Source organism: Microbacterium sp. Be9 (genome assembly GCF_011754135.1).
Classification (GTDB): domain Bacteria; phylum Actinomycetota; class Actinomycetes; order Actinomycetales; family Microbacteriaceae; genus Microbacterium; species Microbacterium maritypicum_A.
Window position 1 is genome coordinate 961,631 of record NZ_WNWT01000004.1, and the last position, 14,106, is coordinate 975,736.

The 14,106-nt window shown below is 68.1% G+C and carries 12 protein-coding genes; 5 read left to right on the forward strand and 7 right to left on the reverse strand.

The features are described from left to right. Window positions 1–12 precede the first annotated feature (12 nt). Window positions 13–624: a hypothetical protein gene (locus GLO27_RS08850; protein WP_029258241.1), complete on the forward strand. Its 612-nt coding sequence runs from the start codon at window positions 13–15 to the stop codon at window positions 622–624. On the opposite strand, the gene GLO27_RS08855 is transcribed toward GLO27_RS08850, so the two are convergent. Continuing rightward, window positions 612–890 (reverse strand): helix-turn-helix domain-containing protein, encoded by a 279-nt coding sequence (locus GLO27_RS08855; RefSeq protein WP_029258242.1) that lies wholly within the window; start codon window positions 888–890, stop codon window positions 612–614. The two genes, GLO27_RS08850 and GLO27_RS08855, sit on opposite strands and share 13 nt — an antisense overlap. Before the next feature lie 97 nt (window positions 891–987). On the opposite strand from GLO27_RS08855, the gene GLO27_RS08860 reads away from it, so the two are divergent. Beyond that, window positions 988–1,608, forward strand: coding sequence for an SAF domain-containing protein (locus GLO27_RS08860; protein WP_021199854.1), 621 nt, complete (start codon window positions 988–990; stop codon window positions 1,606–1,608). Next, complete coding sequence (locus GLO27_RS08865; protein WP_167254454.1) at window positions 1,605–2,846, forward strand: P-loop NTPase; 1,242 nt, start codon at window positions 1,605–1,607, stop codon at window positions 2,844–2,846. The genes GLO27_RS08860 and GLO27_RS08865 overlap by 4 nt, the downstream gene beginning before the upstream one ends. On the opposite strand, the gene GLO27_RS08870 is transcribed toward GLO27_RS08865, so the two are convergent. Next, window positions 2,770–3,996: a pyridoxal phosphate-dependent aminotransferase gene (locus GLO27_RS08870; protein WP_021199852.1), complete on the reverse strand. Its 1,227-nt coding sequence runs from the start codon at window positions 3,994–3,996 to the stop codon at window positions 2,770–2,772. The two genes, GLO27_RS08865 and GLO27_RS08870, sit on opposite strands and share 77 nt — an antisense overlap. Window positions 3,997–4,060: 64 nt before the next feature. Further along, window positions 4,061–6,862, reverse strand: coding sequence for a preprotein translocase subunit SecA (gene secA / locus GLO27_RS08875; RefSeq protein WP_029258246.1), 2,802 nt, complete (start codon window positions 6,860–6,862; stop codon window positions 4,061–4,063). A gap of 190 nt (window positions 6,863–7,052) precedes the next feature. Here secA and GLO27_RS08880 point away from each other — a divergent pair, with 190 nt between their 5' ends. Both GLO27_RS08880 and GLO27_RS08885 read left to right on the forward strand, forming a co-directional pair. After that, window positions 7,053–7,673 (forward strand): PadR family transcriptional regulator, encoded by a 621-nt coding sequence (locus GLO27_RS08880; protein WP_021199850.1) that lies wholly within the window; start codon window positions 7,053–7,055, stop codon window positions 7,671–7,673. A 105-nt stretch (window positions 7,674–7,778) separates the two neighbouring features. Continuing rightward, window positions 7,779–9,104, forward strand: a complete 1,326-nt coding sequence (locus GLO27_RS08885; protein ID WP_167254456.1) for a hypothetical protein — start codon at window positions 7,779–7,781, stop codon at window positions 9,102–9,104. Window positions 9,105–9,178: 74 nt separating this feature from the next. Here GLO27_RS08885 and raiA read toward each other — a convergent pair whose 3' ends face one another. The 4 genes from raiA to mtrB form a co-directional block, all read right to left on the reverse strand. Continuing rightward, window positions 9,179–9,835, reverse strand: a complete 657-nt coding sequence (gene raiA, locus GLO27_RS08890; RefSeq protein ID WP_029258249.1) for a ribosome-associated translation inhibitor RaiA — start codon at window positions 9,833–9,835, stop codon at window positions 9,179–9,181. A gap of 135 nt (window positions 9,836–9,970) precedes the next feature. Then, window positions 9,971–10,615: a phosphoribosyltransferase family protein gene (locus GLO27_RS08895; RefSeq protein ID WP_029266816.1), complete on the reverse strand. Its 645-nt coding sequence runs from the start codon at window positions 10,613–10,615 to the stop codon at window positions 9,971–9,973. Window positions 10,616–10,708: 93 nt separating this feature from the next. Next, the gene (locus GLO27_RS08900) at window positions 10,709–12,427 is read right to left on the reverse strand and encodes an LpqB family beta-propeller domain-containing protein (RefSeq protein WP_051668012.1); all 1,719 of its coding nucleotides are present in this window, start codon (window positions 12,425–12,427) and stop codon (window positions 10,709–10,711) included. Continuing rightward, window positions 12,424–14,103 (reverse strand): MtrAB system histidine kinase MtrB, encoded by a 1,680-nt coding sequence (gene mtrB, locus GLO27_RS08905; RefSeq protein WP_021199845.1) that lies wholly within the window; start codon window positions 14,101–14,103, stop codon window positions 12,424–12,426. Before mtrB ends, GLO27_RS08900 begins: the two co-directional genes overlap by 4 nt. Window positions 14,104–14,106 lie beyond the last annotated feature (3 nt).

A 14,106-nucleotide genomic window follows, 5' to 3' on the forward strand; every position in this document is an offset into this window, starting at 1 on the left:
ACGCTCTGTCGAATGCACTGGGACCGACTGTTCGAAGACCTCGAAGGCCAGCTGGCATCGGAATGGGAGGCCGAGCGCGCGGTGCTGGACGCCGAGTCGGAACGGCTTCGCATCGCGCGATTGGATCTGCGCTCTCGGCTGCGCGCGCTGTGCCGCACCGGTGCGGACGCCACGATCGACCTCACGAACGGGAGACGAATTCCGGTCTCGCTGCAGTGCCTCGGTGCGGATTGGGTCGCGGTTTCCACGCGCGGCACTGGCGCGGCACACGGCGACTCCACCGCCCTCTTCCTTCCGCTCGCGGCCGTCAGCGGTGTCGCGACGGATCACGGCATGCTCCTGGCGAGTCTCGACGCACCGCCGTCTGCTGACATACCGCTGCGAGAGCGGATGACTCTCGGTTTCGTGCTGCGTGACCTCGCGCGGCGACGCGTCCCGGTGCACATCAGCACACGGGTGGGCGACGACGTCCATGGCACGATCGACCGCGCCGCTGCCGATCACCTCGATCTGGCCGTACACGACGCGGGCCAGGCTCGGCTCGCCGGGGCCGTGCACGGGTTCCGCATCATCCCGTTCTCAGCGCTCGTCGCGGTACGCGCCCCCGGCGATCAGTTGCGATGAGCCGATGATGTGCCCCAGACCTCGGGGAAGCTCGCGGTCTGGGACTGATGCCACAGCGCCATCCGTCGGGAGTTCTCGGACTCCTCGGCCAGATACCCCTCGAGACTGGTCTCCTCCACCCGCCACCGAGGCGGCGATCCGAGTTGTGCGCCCCGAAGTCGTCCCTCATGCACGAGGGCGATGACCTCATCCACCTCGATGCTCAGCAGCTCGGCCACCTGTGCCGGCGCGAGATAACGCGAGGCGCGAACAGGAGAGGCGGACATGTCCTCATTCTCTCCCGCGGAGAGCCAGAATTCCGGTCCGATCGCCTCCTGTGGATAACTCACGGACCATCGATGCCGTTTCTGTGACGATATCGCCATGGCATCCCTCCCTCCTCCTCGGCGTGCGTTCTGGGGCGACGTCCGCTTCCTCGTGGGCATCGCACTGGTAGCGCTCTCCATCGCAGGCGTCTGGCTGATCGTGTCGGCGTCAGACCATGCGGTACCGGCCCTCCAGGCCACGCGGACGATCACGCAGGGAGAGGAGCTGACCTCCTCCGACTTCCAGGTCGTCGACGTCGGTCTGGGCTCGTTGGCCGATGACTATCTCGGGCCCGAAGACGTCCGTCCTGGCAGCGTGGCGGCGCGCACTCTGCAGAGCGGCGAGCTCGTTCCGACGTCAGCCCTGACCGACGCCGACAGCAGCCGTTCCACGACCGTCGTGATCCAGAGCAGCACCGGGATCCCGGAAGGAGTCGAGGCGGGCACGGTTGTGGAGATCTGGCAGGCGCCGCCCCTCGACGAGGGCAGGTCCTACGATGTCCCGCGCATCCTCGTCGCCGACGTGATCGTGCACGACGTGCTCGACCAGGAGGGCGTGCTCGCCGATACCGGAAGCCAGCTCGAAGTCGTGATCGACCGCGCCGATGTGGCCGACGTGCTCGCCGCGATCACCGGTGGGGCCGCCCTCTCGGTCGTGCCGGTCGGGTCCGGATCGTGACGGCTGTCGTCGTGGCGGTTCCCGAGCCCCGCGCGAGCGTGCTGGCCGCGGAACTCGGACTGGAAGGCATCGAGGTGGTCTCGATCGTCGTGCCCGCCCCGGGCGTCGAGATCCCTCCCGGCACCGAAGCCGTCATCGTCCCCGCCACGCGCGCGGTGCTGACCCCAGAACTGATCTCCACCTGCGATCGGGCCGGCGTGCGCATCCTGGCTCTCGGCGGAGCGGACAGCCGTTTGCTGGGCCGTCTCGGGCTGTCCGCGGCCCTGCGCGCCGACGCCGCGGGATGGGAGGTCGCAGCCACGTTGGCGACAGAGGCGGATGCGGCGCCGCGGCCGCCGTCCATCCTCCCCCACCGCGTCATCGCCGTCTGGGGTCCGCATGGCGCCCCGGGGCGATCCACGCTGGCTATCCAGCTGGCGGCCGAGCTCGCCCGCACCGGACGCAGGACCGCTCTGGTCGACGCCGATACCGTCGCTCCGGCTCTCGCTCTCCTGCTCGGGCTCGGCGACGACTCACCGGGCGTGGCCGCCGCGTGCCGGCGGGCGGAGCGCGGGGCTCTCGACTCCGCCGAACTGACCAGACTCGCCACCACGGTCTCCACGGGCGGAGGGGACGTCGAGGTGCTGCCCGGCATCAACCGTCCCAGCCGTTGGCCGGAGCTCTCTGCAACGCGCCTCAGAGCCACGTTCGCCGCCTGCCGCGAGTGGATCGAGGAGACCGTCGTCGATGTGTCCGACGCCTTCGATGCCGACGACGAGGTCACGTACGATCTCGCGGGGCCACGTCGTCACGCGGCGACCTCGGCGACATTGGAAGAGGCTGATCTGATCATCGCGGTCGCCTCGGCCGATCCGCTCGGAATCAGCAGATTCGTGCGCGACCATGCCGAGCTGCGACGCATCGCCGCACGCACTCCCGTGGTCGTCGTGGTCAATCGGGTGCGATCGGGGCCCCTCGGGATCGATGCGCGAGGGCAGGTGCGGCGCACGCTCGAGAGGTTCGCGGGCATCACCGACGTCGTCTTCCTGCCGTTCGACCAGCGCGCGGCCGACGCGGCGCTGCTGCATGCGCGCCCCATGACCGATGTGGCTCCCCGCTCGCCCTTCGCTGCCGCCGTGAGACGACTGGCGACGACGCTCTGTCCCGCCGAGGCGGAGACCGCTACTGCCGGTAGCTCGAGAGGAAGTTCCCCAGTCGTTCGACGGCTTCGCTCAGCACTCGGGGTTCGGGGAGCGTGACGAGCCGGAGGTGGTCCGGGGTCGCCCAGTTGAAGCCGGTGCCCTGAACGAGCAGGATGTGCTCCGAGACCAGCAGGTCGTACACCAGCCGTGCGTCATCCCGGATCTCGTGCACATTCGGGTCGAGCCGCGGGAATGCGTACAGGGCCCCCTGCGGCTTGACGCAGGAGACGCCGGGGATCGACTCGAGCCCCTCCCACGCGATGTCGCGCTGCTCGTGCAGGCGACCGGTTGGAGCGATCAGCGCCTCGATCGACTGCACTCCGGAGAGCGCCGCCTGCACGGCATGCTGTGCCGGGACGTTCGGGCAGAGTCGCGTGGACGCCAAGAGCGTGATGCCCTCCAGGAAGCCCTTGGCGTGGTCCTGTGGTCCCGTGATGACCATCCAACCCGACCGGTATCCCGCCACCCGATACGTCTTGGACAGGCCGTTGAAGGTCAGGCACAGCAGATCGGGAGCAAGGGTCGCTGTCGGGATGTGCACGGCGCCGTCGAACAGGATGCGGTCATAGATCTCGTCCGACAACAGCAGCAGCTGGTGCTCGCGGGCGATCTGCACCAGCCCCTCGAGGATCTGACGGGAGTACACGACGCCCGTGGGGTTGTTCGGGTTGATGATGACGAGCGCCTTGGTGCGTGGTGTGATCTTCGAGCGGATGTCCTCGAGGTCCGGCTGCCACTCGTCATCCTCGTCGCAGAGGTAGTGCACGGGCGTCCCGCCGGCGAGGCTGGTCATCGCCGTCCAGAGCGGGTAGTCCGGCGCCGGAATGAGCACTTCGTCGCCCTCATCCAGCAGCGCCTGCATGGTCATCGTGATGAGCTCGGAGACACCGTTGCCGAGATACACGTCATCGGGGTCGAATCGAGGGAAGCCCTCGATCTCCTCATAGCGGCTCACGACAGCACGCCGTGCGGAGATGATGCCCTTGCTGTCGCTGTAGCCGTGCGCCGTCGGCAGCGCCGCGAGCATGTCGCGCACGATCTGGTGCGGAGCGTCGAAACCGAAGATCGCCGGATTGCCCGTGTTCAGCTTGAGGATCTTGTGTCCCTCGGCTTCCAACCGCGCCGCCTCGACGAGGGCGTTTCCGCGAATCTCGTACAGGACGTTCTTGAGCTTCGACGACTGGTCGAAGTTGCGCGTTGGGGTCATCGGCCAAGCCTACAGCGACGAAAGGAGGGCCAATCCACGCGGACTGGCCCTCCCTGCGCTGACGCTACTTCTTCTTCTTGCCCTGGGCGCGACGCTGCTCGCGGTTCCCGGCAGCGGGCGCCTCTGCATCGGTGCGCTGACCGAAAGCCCCGCGCGGCGCTTCCTCCGGCTCGGTCTGCGGAGCCTGCGCGCGAGCCGCCGCCTGGCGTACGCGATCGGTGGCCGCCTGCTGGACCTGACCGCGGTCGTTGCGCACCTCGACCTCTCCCGCATCGTTCGCGGCGGAGTACTCGAGTCGCTGCTCGCCGCCGTCCGTGGCGAGGCCCTTCGCCTCGACCTCTGCGGTCTGCGAGTCACCGGCACGACGCACCTCGACCTCGAGGTTGTAGAGGTAGCCGACCGACTCCTCCTTGATCTGCCCCATCATCGACTGGAACATCGCGTAGCCCTCGCGCTGGTACTCGATGAGCGGGTCGCGCTGAGCCATCGCACGCAGGCCGATACCGTCCTTGAGGTAGTCCATCTCGTAGAGGTGGTCGCGCCAGCGGCGGTCGAGCACCTGGAGCACGACACGACGCTCGAGTTCACGTGTGGCGGCTTCGCCGAGCGACTCCTCGCGCGCCTCATACGCGATCTTGGCGTCGGAGAGCAGCTCACGGGTGAGTCCATCGGCATCGATTCCGCCCTTGCGGTCGGCGGCCTCGGCCACCACCTCATCGATCGTCACGCCGACGGGGTAAAGGGTCTTGAGCTCGGTCCAGAGAGCATCGAAGTCCCAGCTCTCGTTGTGACCTTCCCCGGTGTGATCCTTCACGACGCCACTGATGGCGTCCTCGATGAAGTGCTGCACCCGGTCGGCGATGTCATCGCCCTGGAGGATGTGTCGGCGGTCGGCGTAGATGGCCTCGCGCTGGCGGTTCAGGACGTCGTCGTACTTGAGGACGTTCTTGCGCATCTCCGCGTTGCGGGATTCGACCTGCGACTGCGCGCTGCGGATCGCACGGGACACGAGCCCCGACTCGATCGGCACGTCGTCCGGGAAGTTCGTGCGGGCGAGGATCGCCTCGGCCGCCCCCGACTGGAACAGACGCATCAGGTCGTCGGTGAGGCTCAGGTAGAAGCGGCTCTCACCGGGGTCGCCCTGACGTCCGGAACGGCCACGGAGCTGGTTGTCGATGCGGCGGGACTCGTGACGCTCGGTGCCGAGCACGTAGAGGCCGCCGGCCTCGATGACCTTCTCGGCCTCCTCCGCGACGACGGCCTTCATCGCCTCGTAGGTCTCATCCCACGCGACCTCGTACTCCTCGGGCGTCTCCACGGGGTCGAGGCCCTTGCCCTTGAGCTCCTGGACGGCGAGGAACTCGGCGTTACCACCGAGCATGATGTCGGTTCCTCGTCCGGCCATGTTCGTGGCGACGGTGACGGCTCCCAGGCGACCGGCCCGAGCGACGATCTCGGCCTCGCGTGCGTGGTTCTTCGCGTTGAGGACCTCGTGCTTGACGCCCTTCTTCGCGAGCAGGCGCGACAGGTATTCGCTCTTCTCGACGCTCACCGTTCCCACCAGCACCGGCTGACCGGATGCGTGACGCTCGGCGATGTCCTCGACGACCTGTGCGAACTTCGCCGTCTCGTTCTTGTAGACGAGGTCGGACTGGTCCTTGCGGATCATCGGACGGTTCGTCGGGATCGGGATGACACCGAGCTTGTACGTGGACATGAACTCGGCGGCCTCGGTCTCGGCCGTACCGGTCATGCCGGCGAGCTTGTCGTACAGGCGGAAGTAGTTCTGCAGGGTGACGGTGGCGAGGGTCTGGTTCTCGGCCTTGACCGGCACGCCCTCCTTGGCTTCGATGGCCTGGTGGATGCCCTCGTTGTAGCGACGACCGACCAGGATTCGGCCGGTGTGCTCGTCGACGATCATGACCTCGTCGTTCATGACGACGTAGTCGGTGTCCTTCTTGAACAGGGCCAGCGCCTTGATCGAGTTGTTGAGGAAGGAGATCAGCGGGGTGTTCGCGGACTCGTAGAGGTTGTCGATGCCGAGGTAGTCCTCGACCTTCTCGATACCGGGCTCGAGCACGCCGACGGTGCGCTTCTTCTCGTCGACCTCGTAGTCCTCGCCGACTTCGAGCGTGCGGGCGATCTTCGCGAACTCGGCGAACCAGCGGTTGGCCTCGCCCGACGACGGACCCGAGATGATCAGCGGCGTGCGCGCCTCGTCGATGAGGATCGAGTCGACCTCGTCGACGATGGCGAAGAAGTGCTCGCGCTGCACGAGGTCTTCCTTGCGCCACGCCATGTTGTCGCGCAGGTAGTCGAAGCCGAACTCGTTGTTCGTGCCGTAGGTGATGTCGGCAGCGTACTGCTCGCGGCGCACCGCGGGAGTCTGACCGGAGACGATGATGCCGGTGGTCATCCCGAGCGCGCGGAACACGCGTCCCATGAGCTCGGCCTGATAGCTGGCGAGGAAGTCGTTGACCGTGATGACGTGGACGCCCTTGCCGGCGATCGCGTTCAGGTAGGCCGGGAGCGTGGCGACCAGCGTCTTGCCCTCACCGGTCTTCATCTCGGCGATGTTGCCGAGATGGAGTGCGGCGCCGCCCATGATCTGCACGTCGTACGCGCGCATTCCGAGCGTGCGCTTGGCGGCCTCGCGCACCGCGGCGAACGCCTCGGGCATCAGCTGGTCGAGCGTCTCGCCCTTCTCGAAGCGAGCACGCAGCTCCGTGGTCTCGTTGCGCAGCTCGTCGTCGGTGAGCTTGGAGATGTCCTCTTCCAGCGCCCCCACTGCCTTGACGACCTGATTCAGGCGGCGGATGACCCGCCCTTCGCCCGCACGCAGCAGCTTCTCAAGAGGATTGGCCACGGATGTCATCTCCCTGTCAGTGGGTAAATCGCCGGTCATCGGTGAACCCGACGCCAGGCATACTTCGCCATGTTACCGGGCTGTGACCTGCACGTCGCCTGCATGGCGGTCCCGCGCGTCGGATCGTCGGGTTGCCCGGTAACCATATACTCGGTATCGCATTCCAAAGAACGGTCACGGGGGACGAACGATGTCAGTACGCCAGAGCCTGCTCGCCATCCTCGCGCAGGGGCCCTGCTACGGATACCAGCTCCGCCACGAATTCGATCGCCGCACCGGATCGGTCTGGCCGTTGAACGTCGGGCAGATCTACAACACCCTCGAGCGCCTCGAACGCGACGGCCTGGTGTCGCGCGGCGAGGCCGACGATCGCGGACACGTGTACTGGCGGATCACGGACGCCGGGATCGCCGACGTCGACGAGTGGCTCTCCTCCCCCGTCGTGCGCCCCCAGGGCACCCGGGACGAACTCGCGATCAAGCTCGCGGTCGCGGCGACTCTTCCGGGCGTCGATGCGACCGCAGCCATCCTCGCCCAGCGATCGGCCTCCCTGCGACAGCTGGAAGCTCTTCGGCAGGAGCGCCGAGCGCGGGGCGACGCCGACGATCCCGAAGGACTCGCGTGGGCCCTCCTGACCGACTCCATGATCTTCGCCGCGGAGGCCGAGGTGCGCTGGCTCGATCACACCGCTCAGCGCCTCAGCGGGCATCCCCGCCATGCGATGGCGCTCGAGCTCACCGCCGATCGCCCCAAGCGCGGGCGACCCGCGAAGACCGTGTCGGCGATGTCCGACGCCCTCCCGGCACTCTGACCCACGTCACAGGCGCGCTCCGCACGCCAGGACGGACACGGGATCGCCGTTCGCCCCGAGCGGATGCTCAGCCATCCCTGTGCCCGGGGAAACTAGGATCGGGTCATGGCTGGATTTTGGGGCAGACGCAAACGCGAACAGGAAGAACTCGCCGCACAGGATGCCGATCTGGCTCGACGTGCTGAGCAGGCCCTGGTCAGCGCCGACGAGCGGATCCGCACGACCTCCGACGAGCTCTCCTTCGCGGAAGCCGAGCTCGGCGAGTCGCTCACCGCTGATCTGCGCACGGCACTCGCTGCGGTGCGCACCCACTTGCGCGAAGCGTTCCAGCTCCACCAGCTGAACCACGACGAGATCCCGGACACCGACGAGGAGCTGCGTACGCGCAACGCGCGCATCCTCCAGCTCTGCGACTGGGCGCAGGACCTGCTCGACGAGAAGACCTCCGTCCTCGCCGAGTCGGTCGCCAAGGTGCGACGCGCCCCGGAGATCATCGCGCAGGTGCGGGCCGAGGCAGCCGCGCTCAGCGCCCGCATCCCCCAGACCAACGAAGCCGTCTCCCGCCTCTCGGCCCGGTACGCCGATTCCGCCATGCACCAGATCACCGCCAGCGCGGCGGAGGCGGAGCAGCTCATCAGCTTCGCTACGCACAGCGCCGACGTGTCGGAACGCCGTCGCGCGGCGAAGCAGAACGAGGAGGCCAACGTCGCCCTCGAGACGGCGACGGAAGCCACCCGCCGTGCGTCTGCCCTGCTCGATGCGGTGGAGGACTTCGAGATCGAGGCCCTGCGCGCCGAATCCACCCTGGCCGAGGTGGTCGCCGACTCCCGCGGCGATCTCATCGCGGCGCGGACAGCCCCGAACGTGCCTGCCGTCGCCCAGGCGGTCGCCGCACTCCAGGCCGCGCTGGGCGCGCTGACGCCCTCCGGACAGCCCAACGACCCGTTCGCCGAACTGTCGCAGCTGCGCGACGCGAACTCGGCCCTCGACCAGGCGATCGCTCAGGCCCGTCACCGCGCCGAGAACCCTCTCCCGAGCATCGCTCAGGTGCAGCACGCGATCGACGATGCCGACCGGCAGCTGGGGGTGGCGCGCGGCCTCATCTCCGGACACCGCGGCTGGATCGGTGCCGACGCCCGCACCCGCCTCGCCGAGGCGGAGCGCCTTCGCGTCGATCTGTCCGACCTCCTCCCAGCCGAGGACACTCGCGAAGCGGCGCTCGTCCAGGCGCGTCGCGTCGCGCACCTGGCCTCCGAAGCGCTGCAGCTCGCGCAGCGCGACATCGATTCCTCGCGTCCCCAGGATCAGAACTGGGGCGGCGGCGGCTGGGGCGGCGGCGGCGGACGGCGCGGCGGTGGCGGCGGCGATCTCGCCTCGGGCATCCTCGGTGGCCTCGTGATCGGCAGTCTGCTGGACGGCATCTTCGACTGACATTCAGTCTCCGTCCATCCTCGACACAGAAGCGGCCCGGTCCCTCGCGGGATCGGGCCGTTCTGCGATTCAGATCAGGAGGCGAGCGCCTCGGACGGCGGAGCCTGAGTGCTCAACGCGATGACACCGTAGTCCCAGCCCTTGCGTCGATAGACGACGCTCGGGTGGTCGGTGCGGACGTCGACGAAGAGGAAGAAGTCGTGTCCGACCAGCTCCATCCTGTCGACCGCCTCTTCGACGGTCATCCACTCCGCATCGAAGCTCTTCGTGCGGATGACGACGGGCGAATAGTCGTCTTCTTCGGTCTGCTGCACCGGCACGCTGCCGGTCGCGACCGCGTGCAGGATGTCGGCCGATGCCGGCTGGACGTCGATGCCCTCGAGCGCTCCACTCTCCTTCTCGAAATGCGCGCCGCGCGGATGCTGTCGTCCGTCGACTCGCTTCTCCTTCGCGCGACGCAGCTGCTCGGACATCTTGTCGACCGCGAGGTCGAGGGCCACGAACTTGTCTCCATCCGTCGCCTCTGCGCGGACGACCGGACCCTTGCCGATCAAGGTCAGCTCGACGGTCTCATCCGGGACATGACCGTTGCGATATACGCGATGGGTGACTTTCACGTCCAGCCGTTGCGCGCGAGACGCGAGCATCTGGATCTTGGCGATCTTCTCTTCGACAACGGTTCGGAAGCGATCGGTGATACCCACTCCGACGCCAACGATGCTTGTTTCCATTGCTGCCTCCTTGTCCCGGTCCTCCCGGCCAAGGGCGGACCGTGGTCGCCTTGTGTCCCCCCACCGTAGTCCGCCCGCCGACGGATGTCACGGGATCATTCCGCTGTGTCGCCGGTGCATTCCCGATGAGCTTCATCAGAATCCGCCACGACGCGGCGTGGCGGCGAGCGCGACCGCCGCCACGACGCGGAAGCCGGTCGATTCCAGTGCTCGTGCCGCTTCGTCGAGGGTCGCCCCCGTCGTGACGACGTCGTCGACGACGACCGCCTCTGCGCCCCCACCTGACCGGCGTGCTTGCATCGCACCATGCACGTTGGACTCTCGTGCGCGTGCACCGAGGCCGCGCTGATCGGCGGTACGGTCCGCAAGCGAGAGCAATCGCTGAGGCTCTGCGTGCGCGCGACGGATCAAGAGCTCGGGCACGCGGTATCCGCGACGCCGAAACGCGCTTCTCCTGGTCGGGACCGGCACGATCCACGTGCTCGGCGTGACCACAGGCTCGAGCACCGCCGCCAGGGCGGCGCCGAGGGGGCGGGCGAGAAGCGTCTCCCCCTCTCCCTTCAGACGACGGATGCAGCGCGCGGCCACCCCATCGAACACGAGGGCGGTTCGGACCGGAATGCCTCGAGGGGTCTGCCCGAGCTGCAGGGCGGGCCGGAGCGCCGCTTCACACCGCCCGCACAGGAGCGTGGCCGGCTCATCGCATCCGGCACACGTGGCAGCGAGGAGGAATGCGGCGATCTCGGCACCGACGCCGCGGGGACCCCTTGTCTTCCACATTCGAAGATCCTGCGCCCTCGACCTCCGCCGGAGTTGCCGATCATCCCCGTTGCGCGAATGAGCTGAAGGCAGGTCCCCTCCGTGCAGGGAAGGTCATTCACCCACGCGTGTCGCGAGCACGGAGACGTCGGAGGCGACCTCGCGCCAGGCCGACCCCGCGTGCGCGAACAGCTCGCCGTTGGAGCCGAGGATCCTCACCCCGGACGCGGTGCGTGCGCCGGCGATCGAGAGGGCGTTGCTCGGTGCGGCCTCCGCCGACCCCGGACCGCCGACCACCTGGGTGAGGAGACGCGGGCTGCTCTGGTCGGCGAGCACACCCACACGATCGGCCCCCAGCCACACCAAACCCATCGCCGGCTCGGAGAGCTGGGTCAGCTGCGTGAACTCGCCGAGCTCGATCGGGATGCCGGCGGCGTCACGGACGACCGCCGCGACGACCACCCACATCTGCTTGCCGACGGTCACCACGGCCGCCACCCTGGCGCCGTCTGCCGATACCCGCAGATGAGAGATCGTCGATGCGCTCGGCCATGCCTTCGCGATCTGATGCCCGACGGCATCGCTTCCCGCCGCCTGCACCGCCGCCGGTGCTCCCGCGGGGACCGACCAGGTGTAGCCGTACGGATCGAGTGAGGGCTTGATGAGACCAGGACGGGCGTCCAGCTCGTCGAGGCTGCCTTCGCCGATCAGATAGACGTGCTGATCGGCGAGCTGCACGGCGGCGCGGGAGTCATCGGCGGCGACGTCTATGGAGACGATCGGCTGCGTGACGGCGCTGATCTCCGAGCTGATACCGGGGATGGGCGAGATCTCATCGCCGACGATGCGTCCGAACGCGCCGTTCTGCAGCACGAGAGTGCCCGTCGTGGCCGACGGGGGGACGACATCCGCCACCCCGGCCTCGAGGTTGCGGCCGTCCACCGTGAACCGGACCTCGGTCACCGCGACGCCGGCAGCGCGGAGGGTCGCCTGGAGCTGGGTGCGCATCCGGGAGAGCGTGGCGGCATCGAGGCCCGAGGCGGGGCGGGTGAGCGCGACATCCGCCACCTGGCCGACGATGGGAACCGCATCCTGCGCCAACTGCACGTCGGCGGGGAACGCGTTCTGCACTGCGGGGTCCAACCACTCGCTGGGCTCGCCGCCGATGAGCGCCCGTGTCACCGTCGTCGCGGGGCTCTGGCGCCGCGGGAACCAGCGCATGTCGGGCACCAGCCTCGACCAGCCGAGGTCGAAGTATTGCAACGGATACCCTTCGAACACCTTGGTGAATCGCGTCTCATCGATCACCACGCCGTCCGGCGCCTGCGTGATGCGCCATTCGCCGTTCTCCATCCGCTGCAGCGTGAATGCCACGTTGGACGATCCGAGGGCCTCGGAGTACTCTCCGGCGTCATCGACACTCGCGACCAGGTCGAGCGTGACCTGGACCTCTGCGGTGTCCGCACTCTCCACCTCATCGTCGGGGACCGAAGAGGTGACGGTCCTGGTGTCCGTGCCGATGTCGATCGACACCCCTGCCGACGGGCTCCAGCTGCGCTGCAACGAAGGCGCGAGGAAGTCGCGTGCGGTGTCCCAGTTGTCGGTCGTCGTGATACCGGCCTCGAGGAAGCCCTCGACGATCTCCTCGGGTCCCGCACCGGTGATCGGGCCGGAGGCCACGGGGAGGATGTCGACGTCCTGCGGGGACTCCCCCAGCTTGAGGCCGACCGCGACGTCACCACTCGTCGGCAACCCCGCGCATGCGGGAAGCAGCGCTGCGACGAGTATCAGCGCGAGGCCTCGCAGCCGCCGATTCGGTCTCCGCTCGGTCACGACCAGTCCTCCTCATCGAACATGCCGGCGGGCGCGTCCGTCAGCGAGATCGGCTGGGTCGCGTCGCCGAGCTCCGCGAAGGGCTCCTGGGGTTCGATCGGGATCGGGCTCGGACCGTCCAGCACTCCACCGTGTCGGGGAATCGTGAGCACGAAGTTCGTCCCGACGCCGAGTTCGGACCAGACGTCGAGGGTACCGCCGTGCAGGGTCGCATCTCCCAGGGCGATCGAGAGCCCGAGTCCCGTCCCCCCGATCGTGCGCTGACGCGAAGGGTCGGCGCGCCAGAAGCGATCGAAGACACGCTCCGCATCGGCCGGCTCCATGCCCAGGCCGAAATCCCGCACCCCGGCGGCGACCGCGTGCTGGTTGCTGTCGACCGTGACGACGACCGGGCGTCCCTCGCCGTGCTCGATCGCGTTGCCGATCAGGTTGCGCAGCACCCGGCGCACCCGACGCGGATCCATGTCGACGGGCGAGTAGCCGCCCGGTGCCACCAGCCGCAGCTCGGTGCCGTGCCCCTCGGCCAGCGGACGCATCTGCTCGATGATGTCCTCGGCCAGGTGGGTGAGACTGGTCGCTTCCAACTCGAGCTGCACCGATCCCGCGTCATAACGGCTGATCTCGAGCAGATCCGACAGCAAGGTCTCGAAGCGCTGCACTTGGGCGTGCAGCAACTCGGCCGTGCGGGCGGTGGTGGGGTCGAACTCCTCACGCTGATCGTTGAGCATGTCCGCGGCGAGACGGATGGTGGTCAGCGGAGTCCGCAGCTCGTGCGACACGTCCGACACGAACCGCTGCTGCACCATCGACAGCTCGCCGAGTTCCTTGATCTGCGACTCGATGCTGTCGGCCATCGCGTTGAACGACCGTCCGAGAGTGGCGAGTTCGTCTTCTCCGTGTACTTCGAGGCGCACGCCGAGATCCCCCGCCGCCAGCCGCGCGCTGGTCTCCGCAGCCTGCACGATCGGGGTCGAGACGGCGCGGAGGACGATCCATGAGATCGCGGCGACGATCGCCACGAGACCGATCCCCGCGATCCACAGCGTCCGCTGCACGAACACCAGGGTCTGGTCCGCGTCGCCGAGGTCGTAGGCGAAGTAGATCGCGAACGCCCCGGCTTCCGGCACTTGGAGCTGCTGCCCGACGATGATTCCGGGAACCTCTCCCCCGTCCGGGGAGGGCAGAGCCACCGACTGCCAGGCCTGGCGGTCGTCGAACTCCACGACGCGCGCCTGGAGCTCCGGGCTCAGCAGGCTCCTGCTCAGCCCGGCCTCGAAGCCGTTCAGTCGGACCCCGTTCGCATTGTCGATCTTGAAGCCGGCGAGCTGATCGGTGCTGGACGTGCGGGTGAGATTCGACTGGACGCTGTTCCACAGTTCGGTGAGGGCCGCGGAGTCATCCCCCACCTCGGCCACGTCCAGGATCCCCTGCGCCTGATCGACCGCGCGGCGGGAGTCTTCGAGGGCGACGTCCTTGCGGGAGATGAAGAGATCGTTCTGGATGACGAGAGCCATCGTCACGCACGTGATGAAGATCGCCAGGGAGGTCGCGAGCAGGGTGATCGAGAGCGTGCGGAACCGCAAGGAGCGGCGCCACAGGATGCCGAGCATCGTCGGCCAACCTCGCCAGTCGCGCAGGACAGCGACCGTCGCGGTGGTCGCTGTCGTCGCGGCCATCGT

What these genes read in the sequence shown, in the direction of transcription:
- GLO27_RS08850 (WP_029258241.1), top strand. Translation starts at nt 13, where the DNA reads ATGCACTGGGACCGACTGTTCGAAGACCTCGAAGGCCAGCTGGCATCG.
- GLO27_RS08855 (WP_029258242.1), bottom strand. Translation starts at nt 890, where the DNA reads ATGTCCGCCTCTCCTGTTCGCGCCTCGCGTTATCTCGCGCCGGCACAG.
- GLO27_RS08860 (WP_021199854.1), top strand. Translation starts at nt 988, where the DNA reads ATGGCATCCCTCCCTCCTCCTCGGCGTGCGTTCTGGGGCGACGTCCGC.
- GLO27_RS08870 (WP_021199852.1), bottom strand. Translation starts at nt 3,996, where the DNA reads ATGACCCCAACGCGCAACTTCGACCAGTCGTCGAAGCTCAAGAACGTC.
- GLO27_RS08880 (WP_021199850.1), top strand. Translation starts at nt 7,053, where the DNA reads ATGTCAGTACGCCAGAGCCTGCTCGCCATCCTCGCGCAGGGGCCCTGC.
- GLO27_RS08885 (WP_167254456.1), top strand. Translation starts at nt 7,779, where the DNA reads ATGGCTGGATTTTGGGGCAGACGCAAACGCGAACAGGAAGAACTCGCC.
- raiA (WP_029258249.1), bottom strand. Translation starts at nt 9,835, where the DNA reads ATGGAAACAAGCATCGTTGGCGTCGGAGTGGGTATCACCGATCGCTTC.
- GLO27_RS08895 (WP_029266816.1), bottom strand. Translation starts at nt 10,615, where the DNA reads ATGTGGAAGACAAGGGGTCCCCGCGGCGTCGGTGCCGAGATCGCCGCA.
- mtrB (WP_021199845.1), bottom strand. Translation starts at nt 14,103, where the DNA reads ATGGCCGCGACGACAGCGACCACCGCGACGGTCGCTGTCCTGCGCGAC.